Below are 15,777 nucleotides of genomic sequence, written 5' to 3' on the forward strand. Positions count from 1 at the left end.
TACGGGCGGACTGGCTGGTGCCCGCAGCTACCGCGCGGGTGCCCAGGGCGGACCAGCGCAAACGCGACGCCCGGGCCGCCGACGTGGTCCCACCCGGTCTCAGTCCGTGGATGCACCGTTCAGCTCGTGGGCACGCCGTCCAGGAACCGGGTCAGGTCCGCGAAGACCTCCGCCCTGTTCGTCTCGTTGAAGACCTCGTGCCGGGCACCGGGGTAGATCCGCTCGGTGAGGTTGCCGCCGCTGAGCTGTTCGACGCCGGTACGGCTGCCGGCCAGAGGAACGAGCCGGTCGTCGTCGCCGTGCAGCCACAGCAGCGCAAGCCGGCCGACGTCGCCACCCTCGGCGACGGTCTCCAGAGTCCGCGCGAACGCCTCCACGGTCGGCCGCTTCATCGGGCCGTGCCAGACCAGCGGATCCACGGCATACGCCGCCCCGACCGCCGGGTCCCGGGAGAGCGAGGCCGGGCTGATGGGCGTGTCGGGGATCTCGTCGAGCGCGAGCAGCCGTCCCGGAAGCTCCCAGGCGCCGATCACCGGCCCCGACAGTACGAGGGCTGCGAGCCCTGCGCCGTGGCGCTGGGCGTAGCGGGCCGCGATCAGTCCGCCCATGGAGTGGCCGATCAGCACGACCGGCACGCCCGGGTGCGCGGACCGGGCCAGTCCCGCCACGGAGTGCACATCGCCGACCACGTCCTCGAAGTCCTCGATCAGCACCCGCTCGCCCGCCGACCTGCCGTGGCCCGCGTGGTCGGGCCCGAAAACGGCCGCGCCGTGGCCGGTCAGGACGTCGGCCAGTTCCTCGTACCGGCCGATGTGCTCGCCGTAGCCGTGGGCGACCAGAGCGATGTACCGCGGCCGCTCGTGAGGCCACTCGCGGACGGTGATCGAGCCGTGGGCGCCGGGCAGGACGTGCTCGTGGGCGTCGGCCATGTGTCCTCCAACTGCGTCGGTGGAAGGTCCGGCGATCTTCCCAGGGGGTGGGGCGGAGGTCTATAGTCCAAAACTAGCAGCGCTAATTAAGGTCCTGCGGGCCGGGCAGCCACCGATCGGCCGGTCCTGCAGGTCGACACCCGTAGAGCCGCGTGCGGCCTCGTAGAGCGTCGTCGGTCAGGAGTCCTGTCGTGCGTCCCGTCCACTTCGCGGCCGCGCGCCGCACCCCCATCGGCAAGCTGCGCGGCGCCCTGTCCTCCGTGCGCCCCGACGACCTCGCCGCACACGTGATCCGCGCCCTCGTCGCGGACGTCCCCGCCCTCGATCCGGCCCGTATCGACGACGTCTACTGGGGTGCCGCCAACCAGGCCGGCGAGGACAACCGCAACGTCGCCCGCATGGCCGCGCTGCTCGCGGGCCTTCCCGAGTCCGTCCCCGGGGCCACGGTCAACCGCCTGTGCGCCTCGGGCCTGGAGGCGGTGACGTCGGCCGCCCGCACCATCGCCGCCGGAGAGGCCGACATCGTCCTCGCGGGCGGCTCGGAGTCCATGAGCCGCGCTCCCTTCGTCCTGCCCCGCCCCGACGAGGCCCTCCCGCACCGCATCGAGACCGTCGACACCCGCCTCGGCTGGCGCCTGGTCAACCCGGCGATGAAGGACCTGCACGGCCTGTTGTCCATGGGCGAGACCGCGGAGGAGGTCGCCGGGCGCCACGGCGTCAGCCGCGAACGCCAGGACGCGTTCGCCCTGCGCAGCCACCAACGCGCCGCGGACGCCCGCAAGAACGGCCACTTCGACGACGAACTCCTGCCCGTGGAGCGCCCGGACGGTGTGCTCGTCGGCGCCGACGAGTGCATTCGCGAGGACACGTCGTACGAGAAGCTCTCGCGTCTGAAGCCCGTCTTCCGCGACGGGGGCACGGTGACGGCGGGCAACGCCTCGCCGATGAACGACGGCGCCGCGGGCCTCCTTCTGGTCGGCGAGGAGGCCCTCGACGACCTGGGTCTGGAGTCACTGGGGCGCTATGTCGCCGGTGCCTCGGCCGGAGTCCACCCCGACGTGATGGGCATCGGCCCCGTCCCCGCCACCCGCAAGGCCATGGCCCGCACCGGCTGGAGCATCGGCGACATCCAGGAGGCCGAGTTCAACGAGGCGTTCGCCGCCCAGGCCCTGGCCTGCGTGGACCAGCTCGGCATCGACCCGGACCTGGTCAACCCGAGCGGCGGCGCGATCGCCCTGGGACATCCGCTCGGCTGCTCGGGAGCCCGGATCCTCACGACACTGCTGCACCGCATGCGCCGCACGGGCGCGGAGCGAGGGCTGGCGACGATGTGCGTGGGGGTGGGGCAGGGGAGTGCGGTGCTGGTGGAGAGGCGCTAGAACGCATGGCTCGTGAGGGGCCTCAAAAGGGCACGGCTCGACGCCGGCAGGGCAATTCAGCCCGTCCGGCGTTTGAGGACGAGGCCGTCCAGGCCGAAGCGGGGGCCTGGGGGCGGCTGCCCCCAGCGCGCCACCTCCGCGTGCCACTCAGCGAGACGGTACTTACACGCCCCGTTGGCTGCACATAGCATCGGTCTCCGCATGGACACGATGACGCTCTGGCACATATCCGGCTCGGAGTTCGCCGCCCTCGCCTTCGCGGCCCTCCTCGTCGGCTTCTCGAAGACCGCGGTGAGCGGGGCCAACACGGTGAGCCTCGCCGTCTTCGCGGCGGTCCTGCCCGCTCGCGCCTCCACCGGCGTACTCCTGCCCATCCTGATCGTCGGCGACGTCCTCGCGGTCGTGACCTATCGGCGGCACGCCCACTGGCCCACACTGTGGCGGCTGTTCCCGGCGGTCGCGGCGGGCGTGGTCGTGGGCACGGTGTTCCTGGTGTGGGCCGACGACCGAGTCGTACGGACGTCGATCGGCGCGATCCTGCTCCTGATGGCGGGCGTGACGGTGTGGCGGCGGCGTACGGCGGAGCCCGACGAGGAGCCGGACTCGGTGGCGACGAAGTCCGGCCGGGTCAAGGCACGCTCGTACGGCGTCCTCGGCGGCTTCACCACGATGGTCGCCAACGCGGGCGGCCCGGTGATGTCGATGTACCTGTTGTCGGCAGGTTTCCGGAAGCTCGGCTTCCTGGGGACGTCCGCGTTCTTCTTCCTCATCGTGAACGTGTCGAAGGTGCCCTTCAGCGCCGGCCTCGGCCTGATCGACGGCCACTCGCTGCTCCTTGACGCCGCACTCGCGGTGTTCGTCGTACCTGGTGCGTTCTTCGGCAAATGGGCTGTGAACCGAATCAACCAGCGTCTCTTCGAACAACTCGTGATCGCGGCGACGATCGTGGGCGGCCTGCAGCTGCTGCTGCGCTAGCCGCCCTCCGCACACTGCCCTGATGCGTCGACCAGTGCTCCGCCGGCGGGCGGGAATGCGATGGAGGCATGCGTTGTTGGACGGGATGTGATTGACATGCTCGGATCAAAGATCCGTGGTGTGGGCGAAGGGAGGACCTCATGGCACGCAGCACCGCGCGCCCCGTCGTCACGCTGAAGTCGACGGCCGGAACCGGTGTCACCTACGTGACCCGCAAGAACCGCCGGAACCACCCCGACCGGCTGGTCCTGCGCAAGTACGACCCGGTGGCGGGCGAGCACGTCCCGTTCCGCGAGGAGCGCTGACCGAACCTGCGCCGCCATTCCGGCGCAGGGCTCCGAGGAAGGAAACCCCATGAAGCCCCGCATCCATCCCGACTCCCGGCTCGTGGTCTTCCGCGACCGCGCCGCGGACGTCGCGTTCCTGATCCGTTCCACCGCCGACTCGTCGAAGACGATCGAGTGGGAGGACGGTCACTCGTACCCCCTGATCGACGTCGAGATCTCCTCGGCGTCCCATCCCTTCCACACAGGCAACACGCGGGTCATGGACACCGCGGGCCGAGTGGAGCGCTTCGAGCGTCGCTACGGCCGTGCCGCCCCACGCGACTAGGAGAGCAGAACCATGAAGGTGCGCAAGTCCCTGCGCTCACTGAAGTCCAGGCCCGGGGCCCAGGTGGTCCGCCGACGCGGCGTGGTCTTCGTCATCAACAAGAAGGACCCCCGCTTCAAGGCCCGCCAGGGCTGACGAAGATCCACACATCAGGACGGCCGCCCGGCGTCCCCGCCGGGCGGCCGTCCCGTCATGTGCTCCCCTCGGGGCGGGCCCTCCACGTCCGCACCCGCACCCGACCTCGTACGCTCGCCCCATGCCCCTCCACGTGCTGATCCTCGGTGGCACCGCCGAGGCCCGCGAACTGGCCGCCGTGCTCGCGGCACGCCCCGGCGTGCGGGTGACCACCTCCCTCGCGGGGCGCGTGACACGGCCGGGCGCCCTGGCGGGAGACGTGCGTGTCGGGGGCTTCGGCGGGGCGGCAGGGCTGGCCGACTGGCTGCGTGAACAGCACGTGGACGCCCTCGTCGACGCGACGCACCCCTTCGCCGAGACGATCACCGCCAACGCGGCGCGGGCCGCGGAGGCCAGTGGAGTGTCAGCGGTGGTGCTGCGCCGCCCCGGCTGGCGGCCGGGCCCCGAGGACCGCTGGCACCTGGTCACGTCCTTGAGCGCCGCGGCCGACGCGCTGCCGCGGTTCGGCTCCCGGGCATTGCTGACCACCGGCCGCCTCGGCCTGTCGGCCTTCGCACACCTCGCGGACACGCACTTCGTCGTACGGTCGGTGGAGCCCCCCGAGCCACCTGTGCCGCCGCACACCGAAGTGCTGCTCACGCGCGGGCCGTTCACGGTCGCCGACGAGACGACACTGCTGCGCGAGTACCTGATCGACGTCCTGGTCACGAAGGACAGCGGGGGGGAGGCGACGGCCGCCAAGCTCACGGCCGCACGCCAACTCGGGCTGCCTGTCGTGGTCGTACGTCGACCGCCGCTGCCGAGGGGCGTGAGCGCGGTGCCGGACGTGGCGGGTGTCCTGGCACGGCTGGGCTTCAACTCGTAGAGGGACAAGGGAAGACGGACGTCGGATACGGGCCGGGCGCCGCTTGTGCTCACTCCCCGGGGTTACGGCGCAGCAGATAGGTGTCCATGATCCAGCCCTTGCGCTCCCGGGCCTCGGCCCGCAACCGCTCGATCCGCGGCGCAGCCTCGCCGATCGGCCCGGAGACGAGGATCTCGTCCGGAGTGCCTATGTACGCGCCCCAGTAGATGTCGATGTCCTGGTCGGCGTACTGCCGGAACGTCCGCTGGGCGTCCAGCATCACCACCACGTCGTCCACCCCCTCCGGGAAACCCTCGGCGAGCCGGCGCCCGGTGGTGATCTGGACGGGCCGGGCAACCCGGTTGAGCCCCGTACGATGCCGGGCGACGAGTGCGGAGACGCTGCTGATCCCGGGCACGACGTCGTACTCGAACGTCACGCCGCCCCGCCCCAGGATCTCCTGCAGGATCCCGAGCGTGCTGTCGTACAACGCCGGATCCCCCCACACCAGGAACGCGCCGCTCTCGTCCTCGCCCAGCTCCTCGGCGATCAGCCGCTCGTAGATGTCGGCACGGGCACTGCGCCAGTCCCCGACGGCGGGGGAGTAGGCCGCACCCCCCGCGCTGCGGTCCCGCTCCGGATCCCGCGCCTCGACCACCCGGTACGAGGCTCCGTCCGGGAGGTGCGCGTCGAGCATGTCCCGGCGGAGCCGGGTGAGGTCGTCCTTCACCTCACCCTTCTCGAGGATGAAGAACACGTCCGTACTCCGCAGCGCCCTGACCGCCTGCAGGGTGAGCTGGTCGGGGTCGCCCGCGCCGATACCGATGACATGAATCTTTCGCACACCCCGAGTCTGCCGCACGCCACTGACAGTCCGTACACCGCGTCGGCACCGAGCGAATACGGCGCGGACGCGGCACGGACGCGGGCCTTGCGGCGTAGGTGTTGTCACGGCACCTGCCCGCGCAGCCGCGGCGCCCGCGCCCCGGCATCGACGGCCCGGCCGCCGCCCTCCACGTCGTCCGCCAGCTCACGCGCCCAGCCGGCCAGCCCCACCAGATCCATCCCGTACGGCCGCTGCCGCCCCGACTCCGCAGCCCACTCCGTCACGGCCCCGGCGCCCCGCCGCAGCAGCCGGGCGCCGCCGGTCACATTGCCCCGGGCGGCATGAGTGAGCCCCACGGAGACCTGCGCCAGGCCCCGCCACAGCCCCCGCTCCTCCTCGGGCCCGGACTTCCAGGCATCCTCGAACACCTCGTGCGCATGGAAGGGCTGCCCCGCGTCGAGCAACTCCTGCGCCTCGGCGACGCTCTGCTCCGGCGTACGTACGACACCCTCGGGCTGCCGCGCCACCCCCTCGGCGCCGTACGGCAGGGGCCGCCCGAGCCCGTCCCGCGGCCGTGCATTGCGCGCCCGCCCCTCGTCGTCCCGGTCCCGCGCCCCGGCCACCCGGCCCGACGGCGCGCTGCTCCTGCGTCCCGTGCTGCCCATAGGCCCGATTGTCCCGCGCCCCGGGCCCTCTTCGGCGCCACCCCGCACGTGGGGTAAAGTGCAGTCCGCGCGATCACGCGGTTCACCGCGGAAGCGCACCGGGACGTGGCGCAGCTTGGTAGCGCACTTGACTGGGGGTCAAGGGGTCGCAGGTTCAAATCCTGTCGTCCCGACGGTGAAGTCGATCCGTCGGTCCTTTTCGAGGCTCTGTTCCCACTGCGGGAGCGGAGCCTCGCCGCGTTACCGGCCGCTCATCGATCGGCTTCGGGCACCCGGACGCTGTGGACGACCTTGTCCTCACCCGCGCTGACGAGGAACCGGCCGTCCGGCGAGAACGCCACGGCGTTCACCGAGCGGCTGTACTTGAGGGCGAGCAGTGATTGCCCCGAGTCGGCCCGCCACACGCGGACGGCTCCGTCCTCGCTCCCGGTGGCGATCCTGCGGCTGTCGGGACTGAAGGCCACGGCCCTTAGACCGCACTGGTGCTCCACGCGGAAGAGCGGGGTCCAGGTCTGCGTTTCGCTGATCTGAGCGGTGTGGTCCTGGCTGCAGGTGGCGACCGTCCGCCCGTCCGGCGAGAAGGCGACACCGAGGACGAAATCCCCGTGCTCGATCTGTGCCTCCTGCCGACCCGTCTCCGTGTCCCAGATGTAGGCGTTCCTGTCCTCGGATCCCGTGAGCAGGAGGCGCCCGTCCGGGCTGAACGCCAGGGCCTTGACGGCCCGGGCATGGCGCAGGGACAGGACACGGCTGCCCGTGCCGAGATCCCACACGCAGGCTGTGGCGTCGGCGCTCCCGGTCGCCAGGAGCCGCCCGCTCCTGTCGTAGGCCACCGTGTTGACGAAATGGCGGTGAGTGAACTTCAGGGGGCTGGCCTCGGTCGTCATCTTCCAGACGCGGGCGAGATTGTCCGTGCTGCCGATCGCCAGGCTGTCACCGCCGGGGCTGAAGGCGAGGGCGTTGACCATCGTGCTCCACCCGCCGAGTCGGCGCTGCCAGGTCGGCTGGCCGGTGATCACGTCCCAGACCCGGACGAGTTTGCGGGAGCCGGTGGCGAGCAGCCGCCCGGAAGGATGGATGGCCATGCTGACCACCCAGTGCCCGGTGTCGATCTCCGGCGTCGGTGCGAGATCCGGGGAGGGAGCCTTGAGGGGAGGGGAGACGCTCTCGGGAGGAGGGGAGGCGTGCGAGGGCTCGGTGGGCCGGTCGGTCCGTGCCCCCTGCTCCGCCCCGTTGATCTGCTCGACCACGGTCAGCGGGGATGTGGGTTTCCGCAGGGACGTGAAGTCGAAGAGGCGGGCGTCCCCACTCCGCTGGTAGAGGACGGGTGTGAAGCACTCGAGGCTGTCGTCCTTGTCGGCCCGCAGTGCGATACGGCCCGTGCGGACCGCCTCGTCGACCGGCCGGTTGGCCGCGAGGGCCTGGTAGAAGGACCGGGAGAAGAGCACAGCGGCCTTGTCGGTCACCGCGAACTGCATGGCGACCACGGCCGGCACCGTGTACTCCAGCTTGGCCGCCGTGCTGGAGAACAGATCACGCGCATGGGAGGTTCCCGTCTCACAACTGTTGAGCACGACGAGGCGCGGGGAGGGGTCGGCGACGGAGATGAGCGAGCCGAGCGCCTCCGCGTGCAGCGGCGACTCCCTGCCCTGCTCGTCGGAGAAGACGAGCATCCCCTGGCGTCGTTGATCGTCGAACTTTCCATGGCCGATGAAGTGGAAGATGTGACAGCCGGCGAACAGGGCGTTGAAGAGATCCTGCTTGGTCCCGCCGGCCACCCAGTCGAGACACACCCTTCCCTCGTCGATGAGCGGCTTGAGCGCGGTGGTCAGCCCTTCCCGTTCGACCTCGGCGTCCAGGGGCGTGAACGAACCGGGCAGGGACACCATCCCGAGGATGCGCAACGGCGGCTCCACCCGCAGGGGCGCGACCGGCTCCAGCATCTCCACGTGGCGGATGACCGGGTGATGCAGGCACAGATAGCCCCCCAGCTTCTCGTCGTACAGAAGCTCCCAGGGCAGCGCCGCGAGCTCCGGGGAACGGACCCGGAGGATCATGCGCAGCCGCCGACCGCGTTCCTGCGCCTTCTGTCTGCTGGACAGGTACAGCGCCTTGATCCCGCTCTGGAAGACGGATTCGAACAGCGTGCCGCCGACCTCCATGGCGGGCAGCTCCATCCCGGTCCCTATGCTCCGCGAGCGGGCGGCGGACCCCAGGACGGCTGCTTCTAGCGAGGGCAGCCGGTCCAGCAGTTCATGCGCGTCGATGGCGGCGACCAGGGTGTCCTCACCGGACGGCGACGTCACGTCGATGCGGTAGCCGTCAGGCGCTTCGCTCATTTCGAGGACGAAATCAAATTCGGCCGCCATGGTGCCCTTCTCTCCCCGGGCCGACCGGGTCAACTCCCGTTTATGGTGTGCGAGGGAGTTGCGGGGCTGGCGTCACCCGCGCCTTTCGGTTGCGAGGCGTCGCCGTTGATCCACTGCTTGAATGCGGAGAAATTCTGTGCGTCCGAGATCTCGGCCAAGACGACGATGTTGAAACGCCGGTCTGTGTACATGTCCCAGAGGGTGTTCCCGTCCATGTAGCAGGCCTGGTCGCCGATGGTGACGGATGGGTCGTCAATGTAATACTGATGACTTGTCCCCGCCTTGAAGGCGGTCAGCGTGCTGCAGTCGTTTCCCGGCGTCAAGGAACTGGTCTGATCGCTAAACCATTTCTGCATGGAGTTCACGTCGTCGAACATGTAATACCAGATGCCCTCCGCCGGGACTCCTTCTACTGGTTTTGTTGGGCTGCAGTCCAGCTCCACCGCCTTCTTGGGGGACTCGGCAGTCTCGGCGCAGTTCAGCGCCTTGACGCCGTCCGGAAGGTGTTCCCGGAGCGCGGCCAGGGTCGGGCCGTGATGTTGTTCCTTCTTGGTCGTCACCCCCCACATCCCGCCGACCAACAGCAGTACGCCCAGAAGCGCGATCCCTATGCGCGGCGCCCGCTTCATCTTCGGGATCGTCATCAGGCGTCGCGAGATGCCGCTGCCGATCAGGGCAGCCGCCAGGAGCAGAATTCCGATGACAATGAGAATGATCTCGACGACGAGAGGCATCACTCAGCTCCTTCGTGTGGGAGTCGTACTTTGCGGCCGAAGCCCACCGACCCTGCCCTCGCCTTTCGGCACACGTTCCAAGAATGGAAGAACCGTCAACTATCTCGCATCATCTAAGATTTCATGTTATTCAGTAGTTTATGGCGATTGTAGAGTTCCCGCTACAGGACGGCAGCGCTGTGCTCGTCCGGGTCTCCGACGGGCAGACGGAGAGCTCCGTGCTCACCCGGGGTGCGTCGGCGTCCGCCGTGATTCAGAAGGCCGAGGGCACGTTCGAGTCCGTCATGCAGGCCGTGCGGGCGGTCACTCATGGCGTGGCTGCGCAAGTGGAGGCATTCCCGCAGCGGCCGGACGCCCTCGTCGTGCAGTTCGGCGTCGAGTTGAACGCCCAAGCGGGAGCGATTGTCACGGCGGTCGGCGCCTCCGCTCAGTTGACCGTCAGCCTGACCTGGAACAAGTCGTGACTTTCGCCCCCTGAACGGCCGTCAATTCCCTTACCTGCAAGCGATCGGTACGAGGCAGGAAGGGGGGGAAGTCCTGTGAACCTCCCGCACAGGCCGTGCTGTACACGGGCTTTCCCTCCCGCCTGCACGGCCGTCACCGTCACCGGTGCCACGAACTGCGTCCTCCGGCATGCCCTCGTCAACGAACTGCTGATGGGCAAGCCGTGGACGACGGAGCTTGAGCAGGTCGCCAAGGACTGCGGGGTCTTGGCCCCCTGTCGCAGTGGCAGGGTCCGGGAGGCCAAGACGAAAGTGACCCAAACGCCAAGGTATCTCACGCATTTCTCACAGACTCCGGCGTGAGCGATCACGAAGACCGCATCTGACCTGGACGTTTGTGGGACTGCCTGGGCTGTATGGACGCCCTGATCTGGGCGTCAGATTCTGGGGGTCAAGGGGTCGCAGGTTCAAATCCTGTCGTCCCGACTGGAGACAGTCGCAGGTCAGGGCCGGTTTCGGAGGCATCCGAAACCGGCCCTTGATCTGCGGGAAGCGTGCGCGGGGCGGCAGCACGCTGAGGTGCGCGGAGAGTGCCGCACGACGGGTCACCGTTGCGCTGCGGCGCGAAGGCGACGATCCGGTCTGGAGGGACGAGTAGGCCGTCGACCTCGTCCGTGACGATCTCGCGTACTCCGGAGGCCACATCGAAGGCGACACAGGGCACGCCGGCGGCCAACGCCTCCATGAGGGCGAGCGGGAAGCCCTCGCCGCGCGAGCTCAGGGCGAAGACGGAGCTCTCGCGCGGCGCTCCCGGCACGTCGGTGGTTCGGCCCCGCCACTCGACGGACTCCTCGATGCCCAGGGCGGCGCACCGGCGCCGCAGGGCGTGTTCCTCCTCGCCCGCTCCGAAGACGGACAGGGTCCAGTCGGGGTGGTCCGGTGCGAGAAGGGCCCAGGCTTCCAGGAGCAGGTCGACGCCCTTCTCCTCGTGCAGCCGGCCGATGCTCACCACCGTCTTCGCGCGGCGCGGCGAAGGCTCGTCAGGGAAGAACGGCAAGGGGTTGCCAACTGCTGGCAGCGGAAGGTTGTTGAGTGTGCGTAACCATGAGGGAGTGGTGGCGTTATCAGCATATGAACCTGACGGAGTGGGCGCGGGCGCGGGGGGTGAACCCGCATACGGCATATCGCTGGTTTCATGAGGGCGCCTTGCCGGTGCCCGCGCGCCGGGTGGGGCCGCGCACGATCCTGGTGAACATCGAAGCGAACACCTCACCCTCGGTGACCGGTGGTGTAGGTCTGTATGCCCGCGTTTCCTCGCACGATCGGAAGCCGGACCTGGAGCGGCAGACCGCTCGCCTGTCGGCATGGGCGGCGGAGGCGGGACAGAAGGTTGTGCGGATCGAGTCCGAGATCGCCTCGGGTATGAACGGCTGCCGCGCGAAGGTGAAGCGGCTGCTGGCCGATCCGGCGGTGACCACGGTCGTGGTCGAGCACAAGGACTGCCTCGGGCGGATGAACGTGGAGCTGATCGAGGCCGCCCTGTCCGCGACTGGCCGCCGACTGGTCGTCCTCGATGACGGCGAAGTCGAAGACGACGAAGGCGACCTGGTCCGGGACATGGTGGAGGTGCTGACGTCGTTCTGCGCCCGCCTGTACGGCCGTCGGTCGGCGAAGAACCGGGCGAGGAAGGCTCTCGAAGCGGCGGCCGGCGATGAGTGAGCCGAAGAAGAAGAAGAAGCAGCTCCGCACCATCGACGCACCGTTCGTCGCGCCCGGGCCGTCCGGGGTGGCGATACGCGACCGCCTCAAGCACCTCACCGACGTGGACGACAAGGTGTTGCGGCTGGTCGGTGAACACCTCGGACGCCTCGCCTCGCTGGACCTCAAGAACCGCTGCGCCGACGGCCTGGACCACGACAGCGACACGTGGGCCGCCCGCAAGCAGGGCCTGACGGCCGGCTCCTCGTCCCGGTGGGCCGGTTCGATCACGAAGGCCACTCACGATCAGTGGGCGCTGTCCCGCCGCTGTCAGCTCGCCCACATCCAAGGGCTTGAGGCCGGTGTGCGGACGCTGATGCACCGACTGGCGCAGCCGATCGGGGAGAAAGGCACCAAGCGGGCACCCGGCGGATACCGCAGTCGGGGCGAGTGGTGCCACAAGTCCCGCCGTCTGGCGACCCTGGAACACCGCCTCGATGTCGCCCGCGTGGAGCGTGAGGCCGGTGTCGTGCACGTCGTGCGCGGCGGCCGGCGCCTGATCAACAACCGTCACCACCTCGAAGCCGCCCAGCTCGCCGCCGAGCAGTGGCGTGAGCGGTGGGAAGCCGAACGGTGGTTCCTCGCCGCCGACGGCGAATCCGGCAAACGCTTCGGCAACGAGACCGTCCGCGTCACGCCGGACGGCGAGGTCAGCATCAAGCTGCCCGCCCCGCTCGCCCACTTGGCCAACAGCAAGCACGGCCGGTACGTCCTCGCCACCCGCGTGCAGTTCCAGCACCGGGGAACCGAGTGGCGCGACCGGATCGAAGACAACCGGGCCGTGGCCTACCGTATCCACCTGGACGTGCAGCGGGGCCGCTGGTACCTGACAGCGTCGTGGACACGGCCCGTTGTCCGGACGGTCCCGCTTCAGACGGCGCGCTCCGAGGGCATGGTCGGCGTGGACACCAACGCCGACCACTTCGCCGCCTACCGGCTCGATGGGCACGGCAACCCGGTCGGCGACCCCAGGCGGTTCTTCTACGACCTGTCCGGCACCGCAGACCACCGTGACGCCCAGGTCCGGCACGCCATCAGCCGGCTGCTGCACTGGGCCCACCGGTGCGGCGTCAAAGCCATCGGTCTGGAGAACCTGGACTTCGCCGCCGAGAAGACCCGCGAGAAGCACGGCAGACGTAAGCGCTTCCGGCAGCTCATCTCCGGCATCCCCACCGGCAAGCTCAAGGCCCGGCTCGTGTCCATGGCGTCCGAACACGGCCTGTCGATCGTTGCCGTGGACCCGGCGTACACGTCGATGTGGGGCGGTCAGCACTGGAAGAAGCCCCTCACCTCGAAGAAACGAAAGCTGTCCCGTCACGATGCCGCCGGCATCGCGATCGGCAGGCGCGCCCTCGGGCACCCGATCCGGCGACGGACGGCACCGCCCCCGCAGCACCAGAGCGATGCTGTGGGGCATCGGACCGCCCAGGCCGGACCAGGCGCACGAGGGCATGAGGGAACCCGCCCACCCGTCACGGAGCGTGCACACGATGCACGCAGCCGGACGGGGACACAGCGAACGCGGGAGACCAGCGCATCCAACACCGTTCGGGATGCGCGCAGTTCCAGGAGCTGGCAGCAAATGTCACTCCTGGACACTGTTTAGGAACGGTCCGTGCTGCAGTCGTCGACGATGACGACCTCGACGCCGCGCAGCGTCTGGTCGAGGACCGACTGGACGGCGCTGGACAGCCGGTCTGCGTCGTCGTGGACGATGAACACGACCGAGATGTCCGGTTGACGGTTCATGTGTGATTCCTGGGTCGTTCCTCCGGGGCGAGGTCGGTGGTTGGGCGTGGGCGCGTGCTGAAGACCGTGCGCACTGCGAGGTTGCTGTCGCCCGTGAGATACGGCTGGACCGTGAAGGCCCGGTTCGGGATCGCATGGTGGGCCGTGGGGAACCGGTCGATGCCGCTGCGTTCCGGAAGGTCGCCGAAGAGGCGGGCGGGACGCAGGGAACGGCCCGGGGCGCACGGGGTCAGGTCGATGTCCCACACGGCTCTGCGCCCCGGCTGGAGGTCGGCCAGGCGGTCCAGCGGGATGTCCGCCGCGAACGCGCCATCGGCGTCGAGACGGCAATGTGTGTGGAACCAGGGGCCGTTGGCCTCGCGGAGGCGGACGGTGAGCCGGTAGCCGCGGCCGGAGAGTTCCGCTCCGTGCAGGGTGCCGGTGAGGGTCAGGGTCTCGGGCGTCGCCGTGACCGTGCCGAGTTCGGCGTGTTCGGGCCGGTTCCAGGTGCGCAGGGCGAGGTGTCCGTCGGTGGTGACGTAGGGGATGGTGCTTGCCCATCCGGCTCCGGACGGGTGCGGCAGGGCCAGGCCGACCAGGCGGCTGGTCTCCACCCATCCCGCGCGCACGCGACGGCTTCGCCCGTCCGTGCCCTGGCGGAGGTGCACGTCCCAGTGGCCCTCGGCGAGGGGCCGGCCCCCGCGGTGCAGGAGCAGGCGCGCCTTGGGACCTGCGTCCGGGCCCGCTCCGACACGGAAGGCCAGGGACAGGGGCTCGCCCTTTTCCGCCTCCCTCGGCCGCAGCTCCAACGCCCATGCGCCTGGTACGAGTTCACGTGTGGGAACGCTGAGGGTGAGGGTGCCGTCCTCGGTCGCGCGGCAGTCGACTGTGACGGGTGCCAGCGGCTTGCCGAGCAGCGCCGCGACGTGGAGGCGTTCGACGAGCGCGCCCGCGCGGCGGCGCAGAGGTGGGCCGGGAGGACGGGCGGGGGTCCGCGGAGGCAGGGTGTTGACGTCCGGGGTCAACGCCTCGATGAGCGCCTCGTACTGGCGGGCGATGTGGTCGGGCAGGAAGTGGCGGGCCGTGCGGCGCGCTGTCTCGGCCATGCGGAACCGCTCGGCGTCGTTCTCGATGAGGCGGCACAGCGCGTCGGTGAGGTGGTCCTCCACCGGGCCGTGGGCCGGGACGAGGAGACCGTCCCTGCCGTGGCTGATGATCTCGCGGGGACCGTAGTCGCAGTTGGTCGCCACGACCGGGACGCCCAGGCGCATGGCTTCGACGATGGGCATGCCGAACGCCTCGGTGGAACTGGACACGGCGGCGATGGCACCCTTGGCCCACTCGGTGTCGATGCGGGGGTGCGGGCCCATGAGGAACACGTGGGTGTGCAGGCCGAGTTCGTCGATACGGCGGTGCAGCGCGGCCTGCTGCGGGCCGCTGCCGTAGATGCGCAGGGTCCAGTCGGGGTGGCGGGCGGCCACCTTGGCGAAGGCGCTGATGAGGCGGTCGTGGCGTTTGGCGGGGATGAGTCGGCCGGCGGCGACGACGATCCGGGAGGAGCCGGTGGCGGCCTCGACCTCGGGTGCGGGGCAGCAGTTGGGGATGTGGGTGATCAGGGCCTGCCGCCCTGGCAGCGCCCGGTCGTAGGCGAGTGCCTGACCCTCGGAAACGGTCACGAAGGCGTCGAGGCGGTCGAGGGCCGCGTCCAGGTCGCGGCGCAACTCCTCGCCGTGGGAAGCGCGGGTGAGGTGCTCCTGGCCGATGCGCAGATACGCGCCGGCGCGGCCGTGCTCGGCCAGGAAGGACACCAGATAGGGGCGGGTGGCGATCACGACGTCGCTGTCGGTCCGGCGCAGGAGGTGCGCGAGGCGCTGCTCTCCCAGTGCGCTCGGCGGCGTCCTGCTCGCGTAAACGGTGTCGTACGGGCAGACGGCCCCCAGGGCCTGCAACGCGGGCTCGGCCCCCACGTCATCGCGGGCACCCGGCCGCAGGTCCACCAGGTCGCGCACGCGCACCCGCGGGTCGACGGGCACAGCCATGCGCTCGGCCGTGCGGTAGTAGGAGACGATCTCCACGTGGTGGCGCTCGGCGAGGGCAGTGGCCAGGTTCGCCGTCGTGCGGATCATGCCGCCGATCCCGTACGCGTCGAACAGCAGGAAAGTGATCTTCATCGGGTGCCTCGTGGTCGCCGTGGGGCCTTAGAGCCGTAGGACATCCACGGTGGCGACGGCACGGGGCAGGCGGTATCCGCCAGGGGGCCGGTGCGGGCCCGCCAGGTGGTGGCCCTGACCCCGTCGAACGGCGGGGCTCTGGCGATGCGGCGAGGTGGGTCGGAGCCGAGGGAACCGCGCGCCGCCGGGCGGCGGGTGATCATCCCGCC

The 15,777-nt window shown here is 70.0% G+C and carries 15 protein-coding genes, 1 tRNA gene and 2 pseudogenes; 10 read left to right on the forward strand and 8 right to left on the reverse strand.

From position 1 onward, the window contains the following. Positions 1-119: 119 nt before the first annotated feature. Positions 120-929: an alpha/beta hydrolase gene (locus tag ACYUED_RS40855; RefSeq protein ID WP_491289447.1), complete on the reverse strand. Its 810-nt coding sequence runs from the start codon at positions 927-929 to the stop codon at positions 120-122. Between the two features lie 191 nt (positions 930-1,120). Between ACYUED_RS40855 and ACYUED_RS40860 the strand changes: the two genes are divergently transcribed. From ACYUED_RS40860 to ACYUED_RS40885, 6 genes are all read left to right on the forward strand, one after another. Next, entirely contained in the window at positions 1,121-2,308 is a 1,188-nt protein-coding gene (locus tag ACYUED_RS40860; protein ID WP_491289448.1) for a thiolase family protein, read from the forward strand. 201 nt (positions 2,309-2,509) lie between these two features. After that, on the forward strand, positions 2,510-3,283 hold the full coding sequence (locus ACYUED_RS40865) for a sulfite exporter TauE/SafE family protein (RefSeq protein WP_491289449.1): 774 nt from the start codon (positions 2,510-2,512) through the stop codon (positions 3,281-3,283). Between the two features lie 140 nt (positions 3,284-3,423). After that, entirely contained in the window at positions 3,424-3,588 is a 165-nt protein-coding gene (gene rpmG / locus ACYUED_RS40870; protein ID WP_491289450.1) for a 50S ribosomal protein L33, read from the forward strand. Between the two features lie 49 nt (positions 3,589-3,637). Next, positions 3,638-3,895 carry a type B 50S ribosomal protein L31 gene (locus tag ACYUED_RS40875; protein ID WP_491289451.1) on the forward strand — a complete coding sequence of 86 codons (258 nt, stop codon included), beginning with the start codon at positions 3,638-3,640 and terminating at the stop codon, positions 3,893-3,895. A 12-nt stretch (positions 3,896-3,907) separates the two neighbouring features. Further along, complete coding sequence (gene ykgO, locus ACYUED_RS40880) at positions 3,908-4,030, forward strand: type B 50S ribosomal protein L36 (RefSeq protein ID WP_266801006.1); 123 nt, start codon at positions 3,908-3,910, stop codon at positions 4,028-4,030. Positions 4,031-4,151: 121 nt separating this feature from the next. After that, on the forward strand, positions 4,152-4,895 hold the full coding sequence (locus ACYUED_RS40885) for a cobalt-precorrin-6A reductase (RefSeq protein ID WP_491289452.1): 744 nt from the start codon (positions 4,152-4,154) through the stop codon (positions 4,893-4,895). A gap of 49 nt (positions 4,896-4,944) precedes the next feature. On the opposite strand, the gene cobF is transcribed toward ACYUED_RS40885, so the two are convergent. Continuing rightward, a complete protein-coding gene (gene cobF / locus ACYUED_RS40890) occupies positions 4,945-5,718 on the reverse strand; it encodes a precorrin-6A synthase (deacetylating) (RefSeq protein ID WP_491289453.1) in 774 nt (257 codons plus the stop codon). A gap of 104 nt (positions 5,719-5,822) precedes the next feature. After that, complete coding sequence (locus tag ACYUED_RS40895) at positions 5,823-6,365, reverse strand: DUF309 domain-containing protein (RefSeq protein ID WP_491289454.1); 543 nt, start codon at positions 6,363-6,365, stop codon at positions 5,823-5,825. 99 nt (positions 6,366-6,464) lie between these two features. On the opposite strand from ACYUED_RS40895, the gene ACYUED_RS40900 reads away from it, so the two are divergent. Continuing rightward, a tRNA-Pro gene (locus ACYUED_RS40900) sits at positions 6,465-6,538 on the forward strand. Positions 6,539-6,616: 78 nt separating this feature from the next. Here the strand turns inward: ACYUED_RS40900 and ACYUED_RS40905 are convergent. Both ACYUED_RS40905 and ACYUED_RS40910 read right to left on the reverse strand, forming a co-directional pair. Continuing rightward, on the reverse strand, positions 6,617-8,704 hold the full coding sequence (locus ACYUED_RS40905; protein WP_491289455.1) for a CHAT domain-containing WD40 repeat protein: 2,088 nt from the start codon (positions 8,702-8,704) through the stop codon (positions 6,617-6,619). A gap of 59 nt (positions 8,705-8,763) precedes the next feature. Continuing rightward, a complete protein-coding gene (locus ACYUED_RS40910; protein ID WP_491289456.1) occupies positions 8,764-9,468 on the reverse strand; it encodes a hypothetical protein in 705 nt (234 codons plus the stop codon). 140 nt (positions 9,469-9,608) lie between these two features. Here ACYUED_RS40910 and ACYUED_RS40915 point away from each other — a divergent pair, with 140 nt between their 5' ends. Then, the gene (locus ACYUED_RS40915; RefSeq protein ID WP_491289457.1) at positions 9,609-9,932 is read left to right on the forward strand and encodes a CU044_2847 family protein; all 324 of its coding nucleotides are present in this window, start codon (positions 9,609-9,611) and stop codon (positions 9,930-9,932) included. Positions 9,933-10,533: 601 nt separating this feature from the next. On the opposite strand, the pseudogene ACYUED_RS40920 reads toward ACYUED_RS40915, so the two are convergent. Further along, a pseudogene (locus ACYUED_RS40920) lies at positions 10,534-10,974 on the reverse strand (glycosyltransferase); the annotation flags it as partial. Positions 10,975-11,042: 68 nt separating this feature from the next. Between ACYUED_RS40920 and ACYUED_RS40925 the strand changes: the two are divergent. After that, entirely contained in the window at positions 11,043-11,630 is a 588-nt protein-coding gene (locus tag ACYUED_RS40925) for an IS607 family transposase (protein ID WP_491289458.1), read from the forward strand. Continuing rightward, positions 11,623-13,275, forward strand: a complete 1,653-nt coding sequence (locus ACYUED_RS40930; protein WP_491289459.1) for a nuclease/transposase family protein — start codon at positions 11,623-11,625, stop codon at positions 13,273-13,275. The genes ACYUED_RS40925 and ACYUED_RS40930 overlap by 8 nt, the downstream gene beginning before the upstream one ends. Here the strand turns inward: ACYUED_RS40930 and ACYUED_RS40935 are convergent. Next, positions 13,275-13,418: pseudogene (locus ACYUED_RS40935) on the reverse strand (glycosyltransferase); the annotation flags it as partial. The gene ACYUED_RS40930 and the pseudogene ACYUED_RS40935 overlap by 1 nt on opposite strands. Then, positions 13,415-15,568 (reverse strand): glycosyltransferase family 4 protein, encoded by a 2,154-nt coding sequence (locus ACYUED_RS40940; RefSeq protein ID WP_491289460.1) that lies wholly within the window; start codon positions 15,566-15,568, stop codon positions 13,415-13,417. The pseudogene ACYUED_RS40935 and the gene ACYUED_RS40940, both read right to left, overlap by 4 nt. Positions 15,569-15,777: the final 209 nt, after the last annotated feature.

It is taken from the genome of Streptomyces sp. DF42, from assembly GCF_058267695.1.

Excerpts from the sequence above, each read along its gene's own strand:
- ACYUED_RS40855 (WP_491289447.1), bottom strand. The coding sequence starts at position 929 with ATGGCCGACGCCCACGAGCACGTCCTGCCCGGCGCCCACGGCTCGATC.
- ACYUED_RS40865 (WP_491289449.1), top strand. The coding sequence starts at position 2,510 with ATGGACACGATGACGCTCTGGCACATATCCGGCTCGGAGTTCGCCGCC.
- rpmG (WP_491289450.1), top strand. The coding sequence starts at position 3,424 with ATGGCACGCAGCACCGCGCGCCCCGTCGTCACGCTGAAGTCGACGGCC.
- ACYUED_RS40875 (WP_491289451.1), top strand. The coding sequence starts at position 3,638 with ATGAAGCCCCGCATCCATCCCGACTCCCGGCTCGTGGTCTTCCGCGAC.
- ykgO (WP_266801006.1), top strand. The coding sequence starts at position 3,908 with ATGAAGGTGCGCAAGTCCCTGCGCTCACTGAAGTCCAGGCCCGGGGCC.
- ACYUED_RS40885 (WP_491289452.1), top strand. The coding sequence starts at position 4,152 with ATGCCCCTCCACGTGCTGATCCTCGGTGGCACCGCCGAGGCCCGCGAA.
- ACYUED_RS40895 (WP_491289454.1), bottom strand. The coding sequence starts at position 6,365 with ATGGGCAGCACGGGACGCAGGAGCAGCGCGCCGTCGGGCCGGGTGGCC.
- ACYUED_RS40905 (WP_491289455.1), bottom strand. The coding sequence starts at position 8,704 with ATGAGCGAAGCGCCTGACGGCTACCGCATCGACGTGACGTCGCCGTCC.
- ACYUED_RS40910 (WP_491289456.1), bottom strand. The coding sequence starts at position 9,468 with ATGCCTCTCGTCGTCGAGATCATTCTCATTGTCATCGGAATTCTGCTC.
- ACYUED_RS40915 (WP_491289457.1), top strand. The coding sequence starts at position 9,609 with ATGGCGATTGTAGAGTTCCCGCTACAGGACGGCAGCGCTGTGCTCGTC.
- ACYUED_RS40925 (WP_491289458.1), top strand. The coding sequence starts at position 11,043 with ATGAACCTGACGGAGTGGGCGCGGGCGCGGGGGGTGAACCCGCATACG.
- ACYUED_RS40930 (WP_491289459.1), top strand. The coding sequence starts at position 11,623 with ATGAGTGAGCCGAAGAAGAAGAAGAAGCAGCTCCGCACCATCGACGCA.
- ACYUED_RS40940 (WP_491289460.1), bottom strand. The coding sequence starts at position 15,568 with ATGAAGATCACTTTCCTGCTGTTCGACGCGTACGGGATCGGCGGCATG.